The sequence below is a fragment of the Arthrobacter sp. FW306-07-I genome (assembly GCF_021800405.1).
Classification (GTDB): Bacteria; Actinomycetota; Actinomycetes; order Actinomycetales; family Micrococcaceae; genus Arthrobacter.
In genome coordinates, this window is sequence record NZ_CP084550.1 from 2309879 (window position 1) to 2328905 (window position 19027).

Here is a 19027-nt window from a genome sequence, read left to right on the forward strand (position 1 = left end):
TGCGGCGGGGCCCAAATTTTTTGCCGGCGGCCTGCCGCCGGCGACACTGGTGTTACCGCACGATCAGCTCAGGGTTGGCCTGCTGGCAGACTTTGTCTCCTGCAGTCTGGTTCACGATGTCCTGCGGCAAAGCCGGCGCCGTCCCACCGCTGGCTCCTCCTCCATAAGTGGTGCCGCTGGTGAAGTCGCTGCCCACATAGACCTGCACGCCCGATACCCCCGGGGCAGGAATCATGAGGGTGGCCGGAATCCCCAGCAGGGCGGCGACGTCGGCCGCCACATCGGCGAAGCCGTTGCCGTAATACACGGCTGTCTTGGCCACCGGCTGGGCGAGGAACTGGCTGGTCTGCGTGAAGCCGCCTGCCACCAACGCCTGGACAATTTCCTGCGCGCGGCCGCTGACCCCGCTTCCGTTGGCGACAGTGACGGGCTGGATGCCCTTGTTGTACGGCGGCACCGGCGGAGCCGTCTCAGTCGGCGTCGGAGACGGTGATGCCGTCTCACTGGGCGACGGCGAAGCGGGCGCATTGGGATCGGTGAGGTCCACGTTCTTCCGCAACGCAGAGAACAGCTGCGCACCGGCAGGCTCCGCGATGACCAGCCGGTTGGGATCAACGGGCGCCGGCGTGGTGGGCACCGCCACGAACGCCACCTTGCTGATGTCGATGTCCTTGAGCCGGGTGCCGATGGTCAGGAGGGTGGGAACCGAAGCAAGCCCGTCATCAACGGTCAAATTCCGGGTAACGACGTCGGCGATCTTTAGCATTTTTGCCGGGTCGGACAGTGTTCCCTCATCCTTGATCTTGCGGGTCAGTGACGACAGGAAGCCCTGCTGCGCCTTGATCCGTCCCAGGTCGCCGCCGTCGGCAAAAGCGTGGCGGGTCCGGAGGAACGCCAGCGCCATTTCACCCTGCACTGACGATGTTCCGGCGGGCAGGCGCAGCCGGGAGTCGGGATCGTAAACGGCGTCGCTGATGCAGACGTCAACTCCGCCCACTGCATTGGACAGCTCCTTCACGGCATTGAAGTCGGCCATCATGAAGTGGTCCACCTGCATGCCGGTGAGCTTGTTGACGGTGTCCACCGCGCAGCCGATGCCGGCCTCGCTCATGGCTTCGTTGATCATCACACCTGTGCGGGCAGGGTAGTCCTTGCCGGTTTTCCTGTCCTTGCAGTCGGGGATGTCCACCAGCAGGTCACGCGGGAAGCTGATGACGTTGACGCGCTTGTTGTCCTCGGAGATGTCCATCAGCATCATGACGTCAGACTTGCCGTAGCCGGTGGAATCGTCGGAAGTTCCGTACTCCGAGTTCTTCCCGTCGCGGGTATCCGAACCGAGAATCAGGATCTGGAGCCGGCCGGTTGCATCGTTACCGGCAGCTTCGGTGTTCTCCCCGCCGGCGTTCAGCGGCGCCTTGGAGATGTTGTTCTGGAGCCGGAAAAGCCAGAACCCGCCGAAGGCGATCGCGCCCACGAGGACCAGTGCCACCACGCCAGTGACGGTTTTCAGCCACAACGGCATCCCGCGCAGGGGGCCCAGGTGGCGGGCAGCACCAACGGCACCGCCGTTTGCGTGCCGGGATACCGGTCCCGGTACGGCTGACAGGTCAGCCTCGTTGTCACGTCCATCGCGGCCTCGATCCACCTGGTGAACCTTCCTCTAAAAACGAAATCCGGTCCATTTTAGTGGTCCAGTGTGGAGAACTTGCCGGCGCCCTCCGCCGAACGCCTTTATCGTAGGTCAGAAACCCAGTTTGACCAGTTGTTTCGGGTCGCGCTGCCAGTCTTTGGCCACCTTGACGTGAAGATCCAGGTAGATCCGGGTGCCCAGGAGGGCTTCGATCCCCTTGCGGGCGTTGGTTCCCACTTCCCGCAGCCGGCTGCCACCCTTGCCGATGATGATGGCCTTCTGGGATGGCCGCTCCACGTAGAGGTTAACGCGGACGTCCAGCAGGGGGTTGTCGTCCGGCCGGTCCTCCCTGGGGACGATCTCCTCGACCACCACGGCCAGGGAGTGGGGAAGCTCGTCACGGACCCCCTCCAGGGCAGCTTCGCGGATGAGTTCGGCAACCATGACCGCTTCGGGCTCATCCGTCAGTTCGCCGTCGGGATAGAGGGGCGGCGACGGCGGCATGTGGCTGATCAGGACGTCGGCGACCGTTTCCACCTGGAAGCCGTCAGCAGCGGAGACCGGAACAATGTCCTTCCAGCCGTCCTCCCCCATCACTTCGCGCCCCAGGGCCGCAACCGCAAGGAGTTGTTCAGTCAATGCCTGCTTGTCCACGAGGTCTGCCTTGGTGACTATGGCAACCACCGGTTGGCGGCCGACGGCGGCAAGCTGGGCTGCGATGAATTTGTCACCGGGACCGATTTTTTCGTTCGCCGGCAGGCAAAAACCGATGGCGTCCACCTCGGCCAGCGTGTCTGCCACAAGGTCGTTCAGGCGCTTTCCCAGGAGGGTACGGGGACGGTGCAGCCCCGGCGTGTCCACGAGGATCAGCTGGGCGTCGTCACGGTGCACGATGCCGCGGATGGTGTGCCGAGTGGTCTGCGGTTTGGCGGAGGTGATGGCCACCTTCTTGCCCACCAGGGCATTGGTCAGGGTGGACTTGCCCGCGTTGGGCCTGCCAACCAGGACCGCGAACCCGGCGCGGAAGCCGCCAAAATCGTTTGGTAATTCGGCCTTATTTTTCTTGCTCACGTGGAACTCCCTGCTGGGTTGCTTCGGCCTCTTCCAGGAGGCCTTCAAGGTCAGTCTCTACTCTTGGTACGGGCGCCGCAATGATGTGGCTGACCCGGTTCCGCCGGCCCTCCAGCCGCTCCGCCCGCAGGGACACCCCCTGCACCTCCACGCTGCTGCCCACGATCGGGACGCGGCCAAGCGCCTTTGCGAGGAGGCCACCCACGGTGTCAACTTCGTCGTCGTCGATCTCCAGGTCGAACAGCTCGCCGAGATCATCGATGCCCATCCGGGCGCTCACGCGGTAGGAGCCGTCGTCCAGTGCCACGGCTTCCGCGCTCTCGGTGTCGTATTCGTCCACGATCTCGCCCACGATTTCCTCGATCAGGTCCTCGAGGGTCACGAGCCCCGCAGTACCGCCGTATTCGTCGATGACGATGGCCACGTGGGTGGATTCCTTCTGCAACTCGCGCAGGAGGTCGCTGACGGGCTTTGACTCCGGCACGTAGCGGACTTCGCGGGCCAGCGACTCCACCAGGGGTGGTTCCTGGCCGGCTGCCAGTTGGTGGATGACCGCGGCCACGTCCTTGAGGTAGATGATGCCAAGGATGTGGTCCGTATTCTCGTTGATGACGGGGATGCGGGAGTAGCCCGAGCGCAGGAAGAGGGACATTGCCTGGTGCAGGCTGGAGCCGGCGTCGATGCTGACGATGTCCGTCCTGGGGACCATGACAGCCCGCACCAGGGTGTCGCCAAAGTCGAATACCGATTGGATCATCTCCGCCTCGGTGTCTTCGATCATGTCGGATTCACTGGCCCGGTCCACGAGCTCCCGGAACTCCTGCTCGCTGAAAAACGCATCGTCGCCGCCGGGCGCTCCGGGGGCTGCCGAGCTCCCGATGGCAACAAGCCAGCCCGGAACCGGTCCCAGCACGCTGGTGAGGAACCGGACCATCGGGGCGGTGAAGCGGACAACAGCCGTGGAATGCAGCCGGCCGAGCTGCCGGGGCGAAACACCCACGATCACGAAGCCCAGAAGCGCCATGATGCCGGTCGCCACCAGGCCGGCGACCCACACGTTGTCCAGCAGGCTGGCGATCAGCACCGCAACGGCGACGGCGGAGGCCATCTCGAACCAGACGCGCCAGAACCGCAGGGCCCGGGTGTGGGCCACGGGTTCGGCAAGGATGCGCCGCATGGCAGTGCCGCGGCTCCGGTGCAGTGCCTCTTCGGCGTCGTGGCGGGGAAGGAAACTGAAGGCGGCCTCGGCCGCGGTCAGCACGGCCGCGACGGCAAGGAAAACCAGTGCCACCGCGACCAGGAGCAGTTGCGTCACTGGGTTGTCTCGGCGGGGGCTTCTTTGCCGGTGAAGCCGGACAGGAGTTCGCGCTGGAGCCCGAACATCTCCGCTTTCTCTTCCGGCTCGGCGTGGTCGTAGCCCAGCAGGTGCAGGATGCCGTGCGTGGTCAGCAGCAGCATCTCGTCCTGGAGCGAATGGCCGGCGTTCCGGGCCTGGACCTTGGCCACCTGCGGGCAGATGGCGATGTCGCCCAGCATGCCCTGGGGCGTCGGCCGGTCAGGGGTCCCGGGGGTCAGCTCGTCCATGGGGACCGAGAGCACGTCCGTGGAGCCAGGTTCGTCCATCAGCTCGATGTGCAGCTTCTCCATGGCGGGTTCGTCCACCAAGAGGATGGAAAGTTCGGCCTGCGGGTGGATATAGAGCTGTTCAAAGATGTACCGCGACAGGGCCACGAGCTCCGATTCCTCCACCTGGATGCCGGACTCGTTGTTGACCTCGATGCTCACGCGTGTTCCCCCCGTTTTTCCCTGCTGGCTGAGTGCTTGACCCGGTTCCGCTGGGTTTCGTCCCAGATGCTGTAGGCGTTGACGATGTCCCCCACAAGCCGGTGCCGTACAACGTCGGCGGCATCCAGGACGGAGAAACTAACGCCCTCGATTCCCTGCAGGATTTCCTCGACGATCCGCAGCCCGGAACGCGTTCCGAAGGGCAGGTCCACCTGGGTGATGTCTCCGGTGACCACCATCTTGGATCCGAATCCAAGCCGGGTGAGGAACATCTTCATTTGTTCCGGCGTGGTGTTTTGTGCCTCGTCGAGGATGATGAAGGCGTCATTGAGGGTTCGCCCGCGCATGTACGCCAGAGGGGCCACCTCGATGGTGCCGGCGGCCATGAGACGCGGGATGGACTCGGGGTCCATCATGTCGTGCAGGGCGTCGTAGAGCGGCCTGAGGTAGGGGTCGATTTTGTCGCTGAGCGTTCCGGGCAGGAATCCCAGCCGCTCCCCGGCCTCCACCGCAGGGCGGGTGAGGATGATCCTGCTGACCTCTTTTTGCTGCAGCGCCTGGACCGCTTTCGCCATGGCCAGGTACGTCTTGCCGGTGCCGGCGGGCCCGATGCCGAAGATCACCGTGTTGGCGTCGATGGCGTCAACGTAGTTCTTCTGGTTGAGCGTCTTGGGCCGGATGGTCCTGCCGCGGCTGGAGAGGATGTCGTGGGTGAGCACGTCCACGGGATTCTGCAGGGACTGGGTGCGCAGGAGCGACACCAGCTGCTGCAGCACTGCGGGCGTGATGACAGTGCCCCTGGCCACCAGGCCACGGACCTCCTGGAGCAGCCGCATGATCCGGGGCACGTCACTGACGGGGCCGCTGATCGACAGTTCATTGCCGCGAGCGTGGAAATTGACATCCGGAAACTGCTCTTCGATAAAGCGCAGCGCCTCGTCGTGGCTGCCAAGTGACTGAACCATCTGGTCGGTGTTCTCAAAGAGGACAACTTCGGTCCGGGTGCCGGGCATTGAGTGCGGAAATTCCCCCGGACTGCCTTCGCCCGTGTTGAGCCGGCGCTTACCATTTGCTGATTCAGTCATGGTGTTGGCCCGCAGGCCCGTGGTCCCCTCGAAGATCGACATCACTTGTTTTGCGTTTGGCTGATGCCGGTGCCCGTCGCGCGGTGCTCCCTGCCCAGCGATCCCTTTATCTTACGCCAGCACGGGTATGGAGCGGATATCCGCCCGAATGGGAGCTGCCGCGCCACCCGTGAAAGGTTCCCGAGCAGGGCGCTTAGATATCAACTTCATATCGGCCATATATCGTTCCAGTTGCAGTTCGCCGGAAGGACGCACAGAGCGGCTGACCGTGCGCACCGCTGTGCAATGCTGGAAATCCAGCATCTGCTGGGACGTCAGGCCGCCAGGGGGATCGGCCCGCCACGCCAGGAAAGGACAAGGGCAGGACAGTGCCGGAAACCTCTGTGCCCAAAAGGGCAGGACGACCCAAGGGCCGCCTGTGCCCGGCCGTCCTTGCAGGAATTTTGGTGCTTGTTCCGGCCCTGGCAGGCTGCACGGCCGAGGGCGGGCCTTCACCTACAGGCACCAGCGCATCGGTCCCCGCCTCCGGGGGCACTATGCCGGACGGCCCGGCCACAAGCGCCCCGCTGGAAACCACGCAGTCCTCCAACAAGGCCCCGGTGTACTGGATTGGCCGCAGCGGGGGGAACATCTTCCTTTACCGCGAATTCCGGGACGTCCCGGAGCAGGACAACCCGGTGACCCGGGCACTGCGCGCCATGATGTCGGAAAAGCCCCTGGACCCTGATTTCTTCACGCCCTGGCAGAACCCGGACAAGCTGGCCACGTCCATTTCCGGCAAGGATGTCATCACCGTCGACGTCTCGGCCGACGCCTTTAACAGCAACCTCGATGCAGACATGGCGGCACGGGCCATCCAGCAGTTGATTTACACGGCCACCGCGGCGGCCGCCAGTTCGGGCCTGATCGACACCGGCCAGCAAGTCCGGGTCCGGATCCTCGTGGACGGCCACACGGACTACGTGGCGTTCGGAAAGATCCAGCTGGGCGCGCTCATGACGCGCGCGGCAGGCCTGGTGGCGCCGGTATGGATTATCGACCCCCAGGAAAACGCCGAGGTGCCGGGCGGCAGCGTAAAAGTCACAGGGCGCAGCACGTCACCTGGCGCGAAGCTCCACTGGCAGCTCCTTCGGGCCGGGGACGGGGGCAGCAAAGCGCCCTTCCTGAACGGGGAGACCACGGCCGGCACGGAGCAGGGACAGGCGGGCGTCTTCACGCTGGCCCTGAACCTGCCGCCAGGCGACTACGAACTCCGGGTGGCGCAGGCCGGCTCCGGCGGGGAGCCGGACAAGAACGAGGACACCAGGACCTTCAAAGTCCGGTAGTGGTCCACCGGCCAAGAATGTCGCTGGCAAGCACGACGGCGGCCGGCCCGGCTGTGGAGGACCGCAGGACATGGTGCCCCAACAGGGCTGTCACAGCCCCTTTGTCGCAGAGTTTCGTTACTTCCCGCGGGCTGATGCCGCCCTCCGGGCCGACGATCAGCAGGATTTCACGGGAGCCGGTGCCTGCACTCCCCTGCCACGCTTCAAGGACGGTACGCAGCGGCCGTACGGCGTCTTCATGCAGGATGACCGCCAGGTCCGCCGCGTTCACCGCGGTGGCAAGCCCTGTGGTGTCGACGGCGGCGCGCACTTCCGGGATCCAGGCACGCCGTGCCTGCTTGGCGGCCGCCGCCACGGTTGACTCCCACTTGGCGTGAGCCCGCGCTGCACGGTCGCCCTTCCAGCGGACGATGGACCGTTCGGACTGCCAGGGAACCACCGCGTCGACGCCCAGTTCGGTGGCCGTCTCAATGGCCAGTTCGTCGCGATCGCCCTTGGCCAGGGCCTGGACCAGCACCAGCCGCACGTCCGGCCTGTCTTCCACCGCCAGGCTGCCGCACTCCACCTCGAGGCCCGAGGGTGCAGCCGAGACGACTCTTCCGGTCATGCGGGTGCCGGCGCCGTCGACAATGTCCACGGCCTCGCCCGGCGCCAGCCGCTTTACGGTGACGGCATGGCGCGCCTCCGCCCCTTCGAGGACAAAGATGCGGCCCGGCGACATGGCGTCCAGCGAACCGGTGGAGGTGAAAAAGACCGGGTTGCTCACCGCTACAGGTTCCCGAACCGGTCCCGGAGCTTGGCGAACATGCCGCCGCTGGCAGCCAACTTGCCTTCGGTGATCTGCTCGCCGCGGAGCTTGGCAAGCTGGCGCAGCAGGTCCTCCTGCGCGGAGTCGAGCTTGGCGGGGGTGTCCACCTGCAGATGGACCTTCAGGTCGCCGCGGCCATAGCCCCTCAGGTGCGTGACGCCCAAGCCGCGCAGGGTGATGATTTCGCCGGACTGGGTGCCGGGCTTGACATCGATCTCCTGGGTACCGTCGAAGGTTTCCAGGCTGACGTCCGTGCCCAGGGCCGCAGCGGTCATGGGGATGTGCAGGGTGGCGTGCAGGTCATCGCCTTCGCGCACGTACGTGGGGTCGTTGTTGACGCGGATCTCCACGTAGAGGTCGCCGGCGGGCCCACCTGCCGGGCCGGCTTCGCCCTGCCCGGAAAGCTGGATGCGGGTGCCGGTGGCGACGCCGGCAGGAACCTTGATGGTCAGTGACCGGCGGCTGCGGATGCGGCCCTGGCCGCTGCATTCATTGCAGGGGTCCTTGATGACCGTACCGAAACCTTCGCAGGTGCCGCAGGGAGCTGCCGTCATGACCTGGCCAAGGATGGACCGGACGGCCCGCTGGACCTGGCCGCTGCCGCCGCAGATGTCACAGCGCTCCGGGTGGGTGCCCGGGCGGCAGCAGGATCCATCACAGGTGGGGCAGACCACTGCGGTGTCCACCTCGAGTTTCTTGTTGACTCCGAAGACGGCGTCGCGGAGGTCGATCCGGACACTGATGAGTGCGTCCTGGCCGCGGCGGACCCGGGACGCCGGGCCAGACGTGCCGCCCGCGCCAAAGAAGGTGTCGAAGATGTCCTGGAACGCGAACCCCTGGCCTGCGTAACCGGCGCCGCCGAAACCGTTGTCCGTGCCGTTTTCGTTGCCGGTGGTGTCGTAGATCCTGCGCTTCTGGGGGTCGGAAAGGACCTCGTAGGCGTGCGTTACCGCCTTGAAGCGCTCGGCAGCGTCGGCACCTGGGTTAACGTCCGGGTGAAGGGTGCGGGCCAGCTTGCGGTAGGCCTTTTTGATCTCTTCGCCCGTAGCTTCGGGTGAGACTCCAAGGACGTCATAGTGGCTGCTCAAAATTCGTGTCTCTTCCTTGTTGTACTGCGTTCAGTCGGGCGCCAGGACTCTTGTCCACAGCCGAAGCGGGCTCCGGCGGCCAGGAGTCAGGGCCCCAAAATCCTGGAAAGGTAGCGGGCTACGGCCCTGACGGCGGCCATGGTGGTGGGATAGTCCATTCGGGTGGGTCCGAGGATTCCCACCTTGGCTGCACTGTCCGGACCATAGCCGGTGGCCACGACGGAGGCCTCGGCTAGGCCGTCATAGGGGTTCTCCCGTCCGATGCTGACGGCAACGCCGCGGTGGTCCTGGGCCATTTCGCTCAACAGCCGCAGCATCACCACCTGTTCCTCGAGCGCCTCCAGCACCGGACCAATGCTCAGGGGGAAATCAACGTTCGACCTGGCCAGGTTGGCGGTGCCGGCCATGACCATGCGGTCTTCCCTGCTGTTCTGGGCCAGCGCCTCCAGGCCGAGGGCAAGCGCGTAGGCTGCCTGGCGTTGCGGCTGGGGCGCAGCGGCCACGACGGCGGGAAGTGCCTGGGCGAGGTGGCTCAGCCGGGTTCCCCCGAGGGCGGCAAGGAAGCGGGTGCGCAGCTCGGCCAGCGCTTCGTCTCCGAGGTCCTGCCCGACGTCGATGACGCGCTGCTCCACCTTGCCGCTGTTGGCGATGAGGACCACGAGGACCTTCCGCGGTGCCAGCAGCACGAATTCGATGTGGCGGACAAGTGCCCTGCTCAGGTGCGGGTACTGGACCACGGCTACCTGGTTGGTCAGTTGTGACAGCAGCCGGACGGTGCGGTCCAGCACGTCGTCGAGGTCGTCCGCGCCCTCCAGGAGGGTTTGGATGGCTCGGCGTTCGGGAGCCGACAGGGGCTTGACGGCGGAGATCTGGTCGACAAAAAGCCGGTAGCCCTTGTCCGTGGGGATCCGGCCGGCGCTGGTATGGGGGGCTGTGATCAGCCCCTCGTCCTCCAGCGCGGCCATGTCATTGCGGATGGTGGCGCTGGAAACGCCAAGATGATGCCGCTCCACCAGGGCTTTGGACCCAACCGGCTCGCGGGAGTGGACGTAATCCTCCACGATGGCCCGCAGTACTTCCAGTTTGCGTGGCTCGCTCACTCTCCACCTCCATCCATGGTCCGGGGCACCCGCTCCGCCCGGTGCCGCCCAAGGGTTAGCACTCGACATGCCTAAGTGCTAACAGTCTATTATGCCTCGGCCCGTTGTTAGCATTGGTACCGCTCCGGGCGAAATTCCCGGGTTGAGGAGCTAGCGCTAGGCGGATTGATTCCATGGATTACCAGAACTGGGGCCCCCGGGGCATTTCCGCTCCCAAGCGGGTGGAGCTGCCCGAGGTCCCTGTGGAGCGGGGCATGGTTCTTGAGGAAGTACAGTCCGGCTGGGTGGGCGCTGTCACCCGCGTAGAGAAGTCCGGCGGAATGCACGTCGTGGCATTGGAGGACCGCCGCGGAAAGTCCCGGTCCTTCAAGCTCGGATTCGGTTTCCTCCTCGAGGGCCAGCCCATCCGATTGATGCCGCCCGCGCCCAAGGCCGCCGCCGGTCCTCCCGCCGGCCGGACCGCCTCCGGTTCAGTGCGCGTCCCAGGCCAACGCGCCCAGGTCGCAAAGGCAAGCCGGATCTGGGTGGAAGGCAAGCACGACGCCGAACTGGTGGAAAAGGTCTGGGGAGACGACCTGCGCGTGGAGGGCATCGTCGTCGAGCCCCTCCACGGCATCGACGACCTGGCCGCAGCCGTGGCGGACTTCAAGCCGGGCCCTGGCCGCCGCCTCGGCGTACTGGTGGACCACCTGGTTCCCGATTCCAAGGAATCCCGGATCGCCGACGCCGTCATGGCGTCCCCCGGCGCGGCCGGCAACGTCCTGATCGTCGGCCACCCGTACGTGGACGTCTGGCAGGCAATCCGGCCTTCAGTCCTGGGCATCGAAAAATGGCCCGCCATCCCACGCGGGCAGGACTGGAAGACCGGGATCCTCAAAGCGTTCGGCTGGCCCCACAGCACGAAGGAAGACATCGGCCTCGGATGGCAGAAATTACTGGGCGCCGTACGCACGTACGCGGACCTCGAAGCGTCCCTGCTGGGCCGGGTTGAGGAAGTCATCGATTTCCTTACCGTGCCCTGAGCGGCGGGCGCCGGCCCTAAAGCCAGTATTCTTGGTAGTAGTCAGCACTAACTTGCACCTCAGAAGGACACAGACTGTGGCAGAAAACGCACGTGATCACAGGGACGGCCAGGGCCGCTCCGAGTACCATGGCGTACCCGCCAACGCCCTGCCGCTTACGGCCAGCGAGGACCGCCAGTGGGCCACGCTGGCGCACTTCGGCGGGATCCTGGGGTGCATCCCCTCGCTGCTGATCTACCTGATCTTCCGCGACCGCGGGCCGTTCACCGCGCAGGAATCCAAGGAAGCGCTGAACTTCAGCCTGCCGCCCACCATCGCCGCGGTGCTGGCCAACATCCTGGTCTTCATCCCCTATGTGGGAAACATCTTCGCGGTCATCGCCACACTGATCTGGGTGGCCCTCACCTGCTTCTCCGTAGCCGCAGGTATCCACGTCAACCGTGGCCAGCCGCACCGCTACCAGTACAACCTGCGCTGGATCAAATAGTCCCCGCCCGTTGCCCTAGCCTCGCAAGCTCGGCCAGGGAACCCTACGGGCGTGGGCCGACCCAGCGGTCTAGCCTCGCAAGCTCGGCCAGGGAACCCTACGGGCGTGTGCCCACCCACCGGTCCTAGCCTCGCAAGCTCGGCCAGGGAACCCTACGGGCGTGGGCCCACCCAGCGGCTCCCTGCCCTCGCAAGCTGTGGGGCGCACCCAGCGGCTCCCTGAGATTAGTCAGGGAGGATGCGGCGGACCACTGCGTCTGCCAGCAGCCTGCCCTTGAGGGTCAGCACCAGGCGTCCGCGGAAAGCAGCAGCAGGCTCCACCAGGCCGCCCGCGATCAGCCCGGCCACCTCGTGCCGCCCGGCGGCGCTGAGCGTTGACACCTCAAGCCCTGACTGCAGGCGCGCCTCGAGCATCACCTTTTCCAGGTGCCTGGTTTCCGCATCCAGGGTCTCCCTGCCGGCAGCCGGCGACAGCCCCTGCGACAGCCGGTTGGCATAGGCGGACGGGTGCTTGACGTTCCACCAGCGGACCCCGCCCATGTGGGAGTGGGCGCCCGGCCCGATCCCCCACCAGTCGTCGCCCCGCCAGTATGCGAGGTTGTGCCGGCACGCCTGCTCCGGAGTGCGCGCCCAATTGCTGACCTCATACCAGCCAAGCCCTGCTTCGGTGATCAACTGGTCGGCGAGCTCGTACTTGTCGGCGTGGTCGTCGTCGTCAATTCCCGGGACCTCACCGCGCCGCATCTGGGCTGCCAGCTTGGTACCCTCCTCAACGATCAGCGCGTAGGCGCTGATGTGGTCCGGCTGGTACGACAGGGCGGTCTCCAGTGAGTGCCGCCAGTCGGCCAGCGACTCCCCCGGCGTGCCGTAAATCAGGTCCAGGCTGACAGCCAGGCCGGCTTCCCTTGCCCACTGCACCACCTGCGGAACCCGGCTCGGCGTGTGGGTGCGGTCAAGGACCTTGAGGACGTGCGGAACGGCGGACTGCATGCCAAAGGACACGCGGGTGAAGCCGGCTTCCTTGAGGACGGCCAGGGATTCAGGGGTAACGGAGTCCGGGTTGGCTTCCGTGGTGACCTCGGCGCCGTCCTCGATGCCCCACTGATCGATGGCAGCGCGCAGGATCGCCGCAAGGTCTTCAGCGGGAAGCAGCGTGGGCGTGCCGCCGCCGAAAAAGACCGTGCTGAGCTTCCGCTCCGGCATGCCCGAGCCCGCCAGCACCTTGGCCGCCAATGCCACTTCCGACACCGCCGTTTGGGCATATGCATCCTGGGATGCGCCGCCGCCGAGCTCCGTGGCGGTGTAGGTGTTGAAGTCGCAGTATCCGCAGCGCACGGCGCAAAAGGGAATGTGGACGTACAGGCCGAAAGCCCGGCCCGCCGCACCGTCCGCTGCCTGTGCAGGCAGCAGACCGTCCGACGGCGCCGGGTCGCCGAGGGGAAGGACGCTGGGCATCAGGGCGTCCCCCACTGCGCAGTGGTCACTTCTTCTTTGCCTTGTCCTTCGATTCGTCCGTGGTGAGGGCGGCGATGAAGGCCTCCTGCGGCACTTCCACCGTGCCCACCATCTTCATGCGCTTCTTGCCTTCTTTTTGCTTTTCCAGCAGCTTGCGCTTACGTGAGATGTCACCGCCGTAGCATTTCGCCAGTACGTCCTTGCGGATGGCCCGGATGCTTTCACGGGCGATGATCCTGGAACCGATGGCCGCCTGGATGGGCACCTCGAACTGCTGCCGAGGGATGAGTTCGCGGAGCTTGCCGGTCATCATCACGCCGTAGGCGTATGCCTTGTCCCGGTGGGTAATGGCACTGAAGGCGTCCACCTGCTCACCCTGGAGCATGATGTCCACCTTGACCAGGTCGGCAACCTGCTCGCCGTCGGCTTTCCAGTCCAGGGAGCCGTAGCCGCGGGTCTTCGACTTCAGGATGTCAAAGAAGTCGAAGACGATTTCCGCCAGCGGCAGGCGGTAGCGGATTTCCACCCGGTCCTCGGAGAGGTAGTCCATGCCGCCCATGACGCCGCGGCGTGACTGACACAGTTCCATGATGGCGCCGACGAATTCGTTGGGGGCCAGGATGGTGGCGGAGACCATGGGTTCGCGTACTTCCGCGATCTTGCCGGTGGGGTACTCGCTGGGGTTGGTCACGCGGACCACCTTCTTGTCCTCCAGGGTCACCTCGTATTCCACGTTAGGCGCAGTGGAGATGAGGTCGAGGTTGTATTCGCGCTCCAGGCGTTCGCGGGTGATCTCGAGGTGCAGGAGACCCAGGAAGCCCACCCGGAAACCAAAGCCCAGCGCAGCCGAGGTCTCCGGTTCGTACACCAGCGCCGCGTCGTTGAGCATGAGCTTTTCGAGGGCGTCACGGAGGACCGGGTAGTCGGCGCCGTCCAGCGGGTACAGGCCGGAGAACACCATGGGCTTGGCATCGGCGTAGCCGGGCAGCGACTGGGCTGCCGGCTTGGCCAAGTTGGTGACAGTATCGCCCACCTTGGACTGCCGGACGTCCTTCACGCCGGTGATCAGGTAGCCCACTTCACCGACGCCCAGGCCCTTGGAAGGTGTGGGTTCGGGTGAGCTGACGCCGATTTCCAGGAGCTCGTGCGAGGCCCTGGTGGACATCATCTGGATGCGTTCCCGCGGGTGGAGCATGCCGTCCACCACGCGGACGTAGGTCACCACGCCGCGGTAGGTGTCGTAGACAGAGTCGAAGATCATGGCACGGGCCGGACCATCGGGGTCACCCTCCGGCGCCGGAAGGTCCCTGACAATCTTGTCCAGGAGGGCTTCCACGCCCACACCGGTCTTGCCGGACACGCGCAGGACATCCTCCGGGTCGCCGCCGATCAGGTTGGCCAGCTCAGCTGCGTACTTTTCGGGCTGCGCCGCGGGAAGGTCAATCTTGTTAAGCACCGGAATGATGGTGAGGTTGTTCTCCATGGCCAGGTACAGGTTGGCCAGCGTCTGGGCCTCAATGCCCTGGGCCGCGTCCACCAGCAGGATTGCGCCCTCGCATGCGGCCAGGGACCTGGACACCTCGTAGGTGAAGTCCACGTGGCCCGGGGTGTCGATCATGTTCAGCGCGTAACTGACACCATCCACCTCCCACGGCATGCGGACAGCCTGGGACTTGATGGTGATGCCGCGTTCACGCTCAATGTCCATGCGGTCCAGGTACTGAGCCTTCATGTCGCGCGCCTGTACCACCCCGGTGGACTGCAGCATACGGTCAGCCAGGGTGGACTTTCCGTGGTCAATATGCGCGATGATGCAAAAGTTCCGAATGATTGCCGGATCTGTCGCGGCGGGCACCGGTGCGGTGCGGGCCATGGGAGACACGCAGGGTCCTTACTGTTGGCTTTTCTGCAGCCATCCGGCGGCACGCGAAAGGCGCCCGCGGACCAGCCGCACATCTTGAACCTCCAGTGTCCCACGTCCGGGACCCCGCCACCGCATCCTGACCGCCTTCTACCGGTGCGCTTCCGGAGCGCAACCCCGCCGATAAGCTGTCGGGATGGCCATTGATCTCCGCTCCCTGGGAAACGCCGTCCGCCGCGGACTGCGCCTGCTGCAGAACCGATCGTCCCTTCCACCGGTCCCAGGCAGGCTGCCGCCCAAGAGCGCCGGCGGCGGGCGTCCCGCGCCCGACAGCGCCACCGCAGCGGCGGGCGCCTACCCCGGTGACTTCCGCGGCCGCGCGGACATCCGCTACGCCCCGCAGCCGGACGGCGACCCGGATCCGGGTGAAGTGGTGTGGGCTTGGGTCCCCTATGAAGAGGACCACGGCAAGGGGAAGGACCGCCCGGTCCTCTTGGTGGGGCATCACGGCCCCTACCTCCTGGGACTGATGCTCACCAGCAGGGACAGGGTGCCCGCGGGTTCCACATCGGCCGAGTACGTGGACCTTGGGGCCGGCGGCTGGGACAGGCAGGGCCGGGCGAGCGAGGTGCGGCTGGACCGCATCCTCCAGATCCGACCCGACGGCATCCGGCGTGAAGGCGCGGTACTGGACAGGGCGCGCTTCGAAAAAGTGGCGGCCGGGCTCCGCAGGCGACACGGATGGAGCTGACCGGCGCAAATGGCCAGTGGCACCGCTGACCTGCTATTCTTTATTGCTGTGTGTCCGTGCAGGTCGACGGTCACTGATAGCTGGCCGCCATAGGTATCCCCACGCCGCTCAGTCAAGGCCAGCTTGAAAGCCCTCTAGACCATTTCCGCATTACAAAGAGAGTTCACACGTGGCGAATATCAAGTCCCAGAAGAAGCGCATCCTGACCAACGAAAAGGCCCGCCTGCGCAACAACGCAGTCAAGTCCGAGCTGAAGACGGCCATCCGCGCCGTCAACACCGCTGTTGAGTCCGCTGACAAGGAAGCTGCTACTACTGCGCTCGTTTCTGCCAGCCGTAAGCTGGACAAGGCTGTCAGCAAGGGTGTTCTGCACAAGAACAACGCAGCGAACCGCAAGTCGGCGATCTCCAAGAAGGTCAACGCACTCTAAGGTTTCCAGTTCCCACGAACTGATGGTGTGGCCGGTACCCTCGGGTGCCGGCCACACGCCTTTAACGCGTCTTCTTCGGGAGCCGCGGCAGCCCGCCGTCGACGGTTACCTGAAACGCCTTATTCGTCTGCTGCGTGAGGCCATAAGGCGGCAGGAGCTGATGCCGTGCCGGCGCTACCTGCCCTGGACGGACATGGCAATCACGGTCACGGCATGCTCCACCGCGTAGACCGGGTCCCGGGAGAGGCCCTTGACCTGCGCGTCAGCCTCCGCCGTGGCCTGGATGGCGCGCACCAGGCCCTCGGGCGTCCAGCGCCGGACATCCCGCTGCGCCTGCTCGACCAGCCAGGGCTGCATTCCCAGGTCCGCGGCAATCTGCGCTGATGATCCAGAGGCACCTGCCACCCGGGCCACCGTCCTCAGCTTGGATGCCAGGGCTGCCACCAGGGGCACCGGGTCTGCGCCGGTAGCGAGGGCATGGCGGAGAGTGGACAGTGCCACCGGCGCGTTTCCCGCCATTGCCGCATCGGCCACCTTGAAAGCGGTGGCTTCGACCCGGCCACCGTAGTACTTGTCCACGGTTTCCGCGGTGACGGTGCTGCCCGCATCCGCGATCAGTTGTGCGCAGGCGGCGGCAAGTTCCGACAAGTCTGCACCCACGGCGTTCACCAACGCCTGTACCGCATCCTGGTTGATCCGCCGGCCAGCTGCCTTGAACTCCGCGACCACAAATTGGACCTTGTCCGCATCTTTCTTTAGCGGCTGGCAATCCACCACCGGCCAGCCGCCCTTCCTGATGGCGTCGAGGAGCTTCTTGCCGCGCGCTCCCCCGGCATGCCGGAGCACGACGACAGCGTCCTCCTCCGGATGTTGGAGGTAAGCGAGGGCATCCGCGAGGAAGGCGTCGTTCATGCCCTCCACTGCTTCCACTTCGATGAGCTTGTTTTCACCGAAAAGCGAGGGACTCACCTGCATGGTGAGGGCGCCGGTTTCATAGCCGGCAGCGTTCATGCGGCTCAATTCAACGTCCGGTGCAGCTGCCCGTATCTGCGAACGTATCCTGTCCATGGCCCTGATGCCCAGGTACTCCTCCGGCCCGCTCACCAGGACGATCCTGTCCGGAGTTACGTCCCGCCAGGAGGCCGCGTTCGATGCCGGGGAGCGGGTTGCTCGCTTTTGCGCAGCGGCCATCGAAGGTCCCTTCCGGAGGTGTTATAGCAGTATCCCAGCCTGCCATGTCTGTGCCCCCGGTCCAAGCCGCAGGCGCGGCAGAACTGTTCCAGCCGCAGTTCCACCAGCCCGATCAGCACCACAGTGGCGGCGTGCGCTTTCTGAACTTTGCGGACGACCTGCAAGGGCCGGGCCGCCGCACATACGGCGGCGAGTGTCACCACCGACAACAACACCATGGACAACAGTCCAGGTATCCCCTCCGGCCAGGGAAGGGCTGACCCCGGCAATTGAGCCGCGCACCGGGCGATGCCGCCTACTCCGGCGCTGAACATCCCTGCCACTGCTATCAGCCCCGTGGCCACCCACGGCAATAGAACCGCCAAGGGTACAGCAGCGGTACCCAGCAGCGTCACGGGAGCAACAAGAGGTGAGGCGGCCACGTTGGCCAGCAGGGAATAGGTTGCAAACTGCGGCTGCAGGAGGACGATCACTGGCCCACACAGCAACTGCGCCGATAACGGAACTGCAACTGCCGCGGCCACCCACCGCGGCACTGCCGCGGGAATCCACCCAACGATCCGCCGTCCCAGGAGGATGATGCCCAGCGTGGCCAGGACGGACAGCAGGAATCCGAAACTCGAGCCCAGCTCCGGGTCCGACAGCAGGAGCCCGATAACAGCAAGGCACAGGAAGCTCAGGCCCCGTCCCGAGCGGCCGCCCGCCAGGGACGCGACACCAATGGCACCCATCAGCGCCGCGCGCAGGACGCTCGCATCAGGTCCCACGAGGACAACGAACAGGGCCAGGCCGGCGAGGGCGGCTCCAGCAGCAGGAGCGCGGGGCAGCCGGATACGACGGCACATCACCAGCAGCGCGCCCAGGACAAGGCTGCAGTTTGCGCCGCTGACAGCTGTCAGGTGGGTCATGCCCACGGCCTTCATCGCGTTGCCCAAGCCCTCGTCCAATGCACTGGTGTCGCCGGTGACCATTCCCGGAAGCAGTCCGCGGGCGTCGGGTGGCAGGAACGCGGAGGCGGCAACAAAACGCCCGCGCAGGTCCCTCGCTCCCGCCTCCAACAAGGAACCGTTATCCGACAGCGAGCTGCCTGAAGGGTTACCAGGGCCTGTCGAGGCGTTGAGGTTCCCCGCTTCTTGGCCACCGGGCTCTGCGGGCCGCAGCTTGCCGGTTGCCCGCAGGGTCTGCCCGGGAACGACATTCCCCCAGCCTTGTCCGCCCATGACGACCAACCGGGCCCGTATCCGGACCAGAACACCGCTCGTCGTCACTTCACGGGTCAACACCGGCACCGACCACCATTCCCCCGTTCTTCCCCGACCACCGATGGCGCGCGGACTTCCTGCCACCTCGACCACGGCAACGGCCGATTTCCCGGCCGCAACCGCTTCCGCGAGCGGCCCATCGGACCGTTGGCTGGACGCTGTTGCCGAGTGTGCTGCGGCAGCAGCAGCCAATATCAAAGAGACGCCCGCTGCCGCCCGATAGCTGCGTCCCCGCGCCCTGCGGAAGGTGGGAACTGCAGCAGGCCCGGTGCCACCATGCGCTCTGCGTTTCCGTCCGCCCCTGGCTGCAATGGCCAGGAACGCGCCGCCGAGCGCCACCAGGGCGCAGCAGAGGGCGGCCAACTCCGTGGGCGGCAGCCAAAGCCCCGCCACCGAGGCAGCCCACACCGACGCTGCCGGCAGGGCAAGCCGGACGTCAGTGCGCTTCTGCAGCTGGCCAGGACTTGAGTCGGCTTCTTCCTGGGCCTTGCGGGCGTCGACAATCCGTGCGCGCACCCGGTCCAGGCCGGATGTCGGCGTTGTCTCCCGGGCGGCCGGCACTGCGTCCATGTCCTGCACGGCCGACTCAATGAACCGGCTCCACGGGCTCTTTACTCCTGGACGCCGGGTTACTGACGGTCGCGTTCCCTGCCTTTCCGCCTCAGGACGCAGCATTC

The 19027-nt window shown here is 65.8% G+C and carries 17 protein-coding genes; 5 read left to right on the forward strand and 12 right to left on the reverse strand.

Going from position 1 to position 19027, the window contains the following annotated elements; all coding sequences use genetic code 11:
* Positions 1 to 52: 52 nt before the first annotated feature.
* From LFT46_RS10645 to LFT46_RS10665, 5 genes are all read right to left on the reverse strand, one after another.
* Positions 53 to 1645: an LCP family protein gene (locus tag LFT46_RS10645; RefSeq protein WP_236819535.1), complete on the reverse strand. Its 1593-nt coding sequence runs from the start codon at positions 1643 to 1645 to the stop codon at positions 53 to 55.
* Between the two features lie 96 nt (positions 1646 to 1741).
* Complete coding sequence (era, locus tag LFT46_RS10650) at positions 1742 to 2701, reverse strand: GTPase Era (protein ID WP_236798425.1); 960 nt, start codon at positions 2699 to 2701, stop codon at positions 1742 to 1744.
* A complete protein-coding gene (locus LFT46_RS10655; RefSeq protein ID WP_236798426.1) occupies positions 2685 to 4016 on the reverse strand; it encodes a hemolysin family protein in 1332 nt (443 codons plus the stop codon). Before LFT46_RS10655 ends, era begins: the two co-directional genes overlap by 17 nt.
* A complete protein-coding gene (gene ybeY / locus LFT46_RS10660; protein ID WP_236798427.1) occupies positions 4013 to 4486 on the reverse strand; it encodes an rRNA maturation RNase YbeY in 474 nt (157 codons plus the stop codon). Before ybeY ends, LFT46_RS10655 begins: the two co-directional genes overlap by 4 nt.
* Entirely contained in the window at positions 4483 to 5571 is a 1089-nt protein-coding gene (locus LFT46_RS10665; protein WP_236798428.1) for a PhoH family protein, read from the reverse strand. Before LFT46_RS10665 ends, ybeY begins: the two co-directional genes overlap by 4 nt.
* Before the next feature lie 368 nt (positions 5572 to 5939).
* Here LFT46_RS10665 and LFT46_RS10670 point away from each other — a divergent pair, with 368 nt between their 5' ends.
* Positions 5940 to 6896 (forward strand): GerMN domain-containing protein, encoded by a 957-nt coding sequence (locus LFT46_RS10670; RefSeq protein WP_236819537.1) that lies wholly within the window; start codon positions 5940 to 5942, stop codon positions 6894 to 6896.
* Here the strand turns inward: LFT46_RS10670 and LFT46_RS10675 are convergent.
* The 3 genes from LFT46_RS10675 to hrcA form a co-directional block, all read right to left on the reverse strand.
* A complete protein-coding gene (locus LFT46_RS10675) occupies positions 6883 to 7662 on the reverse strand; it encodes a 16S rRNA (uracil(1498)-N(3))-methyltransferase (protein ID WP_236819539.1) in 780 nt (259 codons plus the stop codon). The two genes, LFT46_RS10670 and LFT46_RS10675, sit on opposite strands and share 14 nt — an antisense overlap.
* Positions 7663 to 7664: 2 nt before the next feature.
* Entirely contained in the window at positions 7665 to 8792 is a 1128-nt protein-coding gene (gene dnaJ, locus LFT46_RS10680; RefSeq protein ID WP_236819541.1) for a molecular chaperone DnaJ, read from the reverse strand.
* Positions 8793 to 8878: 86 nt separating this feature from the next.
* The gene (gene hrcA / locus LFT46_RS10685; RefSeq protein ID WP_236819543.1) at positions 8879 to 9892 is read right to left on the reverse strand and encodes a heat-inducible transcriptional repressor HrcA; all 1014 of its coding nucleotides are present in this window, start codon (positions 9890 to 9892) and stop codon (positions 8879 to 8881) included.
* A 173-nt stretch (positions 9893 to 10065) separates the two neighbouring features.
* Between hrcA and LFT46_RS10690 the strand changes: the two genes are divergently transcribed.
* Together LFT46_RS10690 and LFT46_RS10695 are read left to right on the forward strand one after the other, a co-directional pair.
* Positions 10066 to 10914 (forward strand): DUF3097 domain-containing protein, encoded by an 849-nt coding sequence (locus tag LFT46_RS10690; protein WP_236819550.1) that lies wholly within the window; start codon positions 10066 to 10068, stop codon positions 10912 to 10914.
* A gap of 76 nt (positions 10915 to 10990) precedes the next feature.
* Positions 10991 to 11401, forward strand: a complete 411-nt coding sequence (locus LFT46_RS10695; RefSeq protein WP_056336732.1) for a DUF4870 domain-containing protein — start codon at positions 10991 to 10993, stop codon at positions 11399 to 11401.
* Positions 11402 to 11625: 224 nt separating this feature from the next.
* Here LFT46_RS10695 and hemW read toward each other — a convergent pair whose 3' ends face one another.
* The gene (hemW, locus tag LFT46_RS10700) at positions 11626 to 12855 is read right to left on the reverse strand and encodes a radical SAM family heme chaperone HemW (RefSeq protein WP_236819552.1); all 1230 of its coding nucleotides are present in this window, start codon (positions 12853 to 12855) and stop codon (positions 11626 to 11628) included.
* Between the two features lie 25 nt (positions 12856 to 12880).
* Positions 12881 to 14737, reverse strand: a complete 1857-nt coding sequence (gene lepA, locus LFT46_RS10705) for a translation elongation factor 4 (RefSeq protein WP_236798435.1) — start codon at positions 14735 to 14737, stop codon at positions 12881 to 12883.
* Between the two features lie 175 nt (positions 14738 to 14912).
* On the opposite strand from lepA, the gene LFT46_RS10710 reads away from it, so the two are divergent.
* Both LFT46_RS10710 and rpsT read left to right on the forward strand, forming a co-directional pair.
* Positions 14913 to 15467, forward strand: coding sequence for a type II toxin-antitoxin system PemK/MazF family toxin (locus LFT46_RS10710; RefSeq protein ID WP_236819554.1), 555 nt, complete (start codon positions 14913 to 14915; stop codon positions 15465 to 15467).
* Positions 15468 to 15636: 169 nt separating this feature from the next.
* On the forward strand, positions 15637 to 15897 hold the full coding sequence (rpsT, locus tag LFT46_RS10715) for a 30S ribosomal protein S20 (protein ID WP_018761400.1): 261 nt from the start codon (positions 15637 to 15639) through the stop codon (positions 15895 to 15897).
* Positions 15898 to 16071: 174 nt separating this feature from the next.
* Here rpsT and holA read toward each other — a convergent pair whose 3' ends face one another.
* The gene (holA, locus tag LFT46_RS10720) at positions 16072 to 17088 is read right to left on the reverse strand and encodes a DNA polymerase III subunit delta (protein WP_236819556.1); all 1017 of its coding nucleotides are present in this window, start codon (positions 17086 to 17088) and stop codon (positions 16072 to 16074) included.
* Positions 17022 to 18920 carry a ComEC/Rec2 family competence protein gene (locus LFT46_RS10725; RefSeq protein WP_236822025.1) on the reverse strand — a complete coding sequence of 633 codons (1899 nt, stop codon included), beginning with the start codon at positions 18918 to 18920 and terminating at the stop codon, positions 17022 to 17024. Before LFT46_RS10725 ends, holA begins: the two co-directional genes overlap by 67 nt.
* Positions 18921 to 19027: the final 107 nt, after the last annotated feature.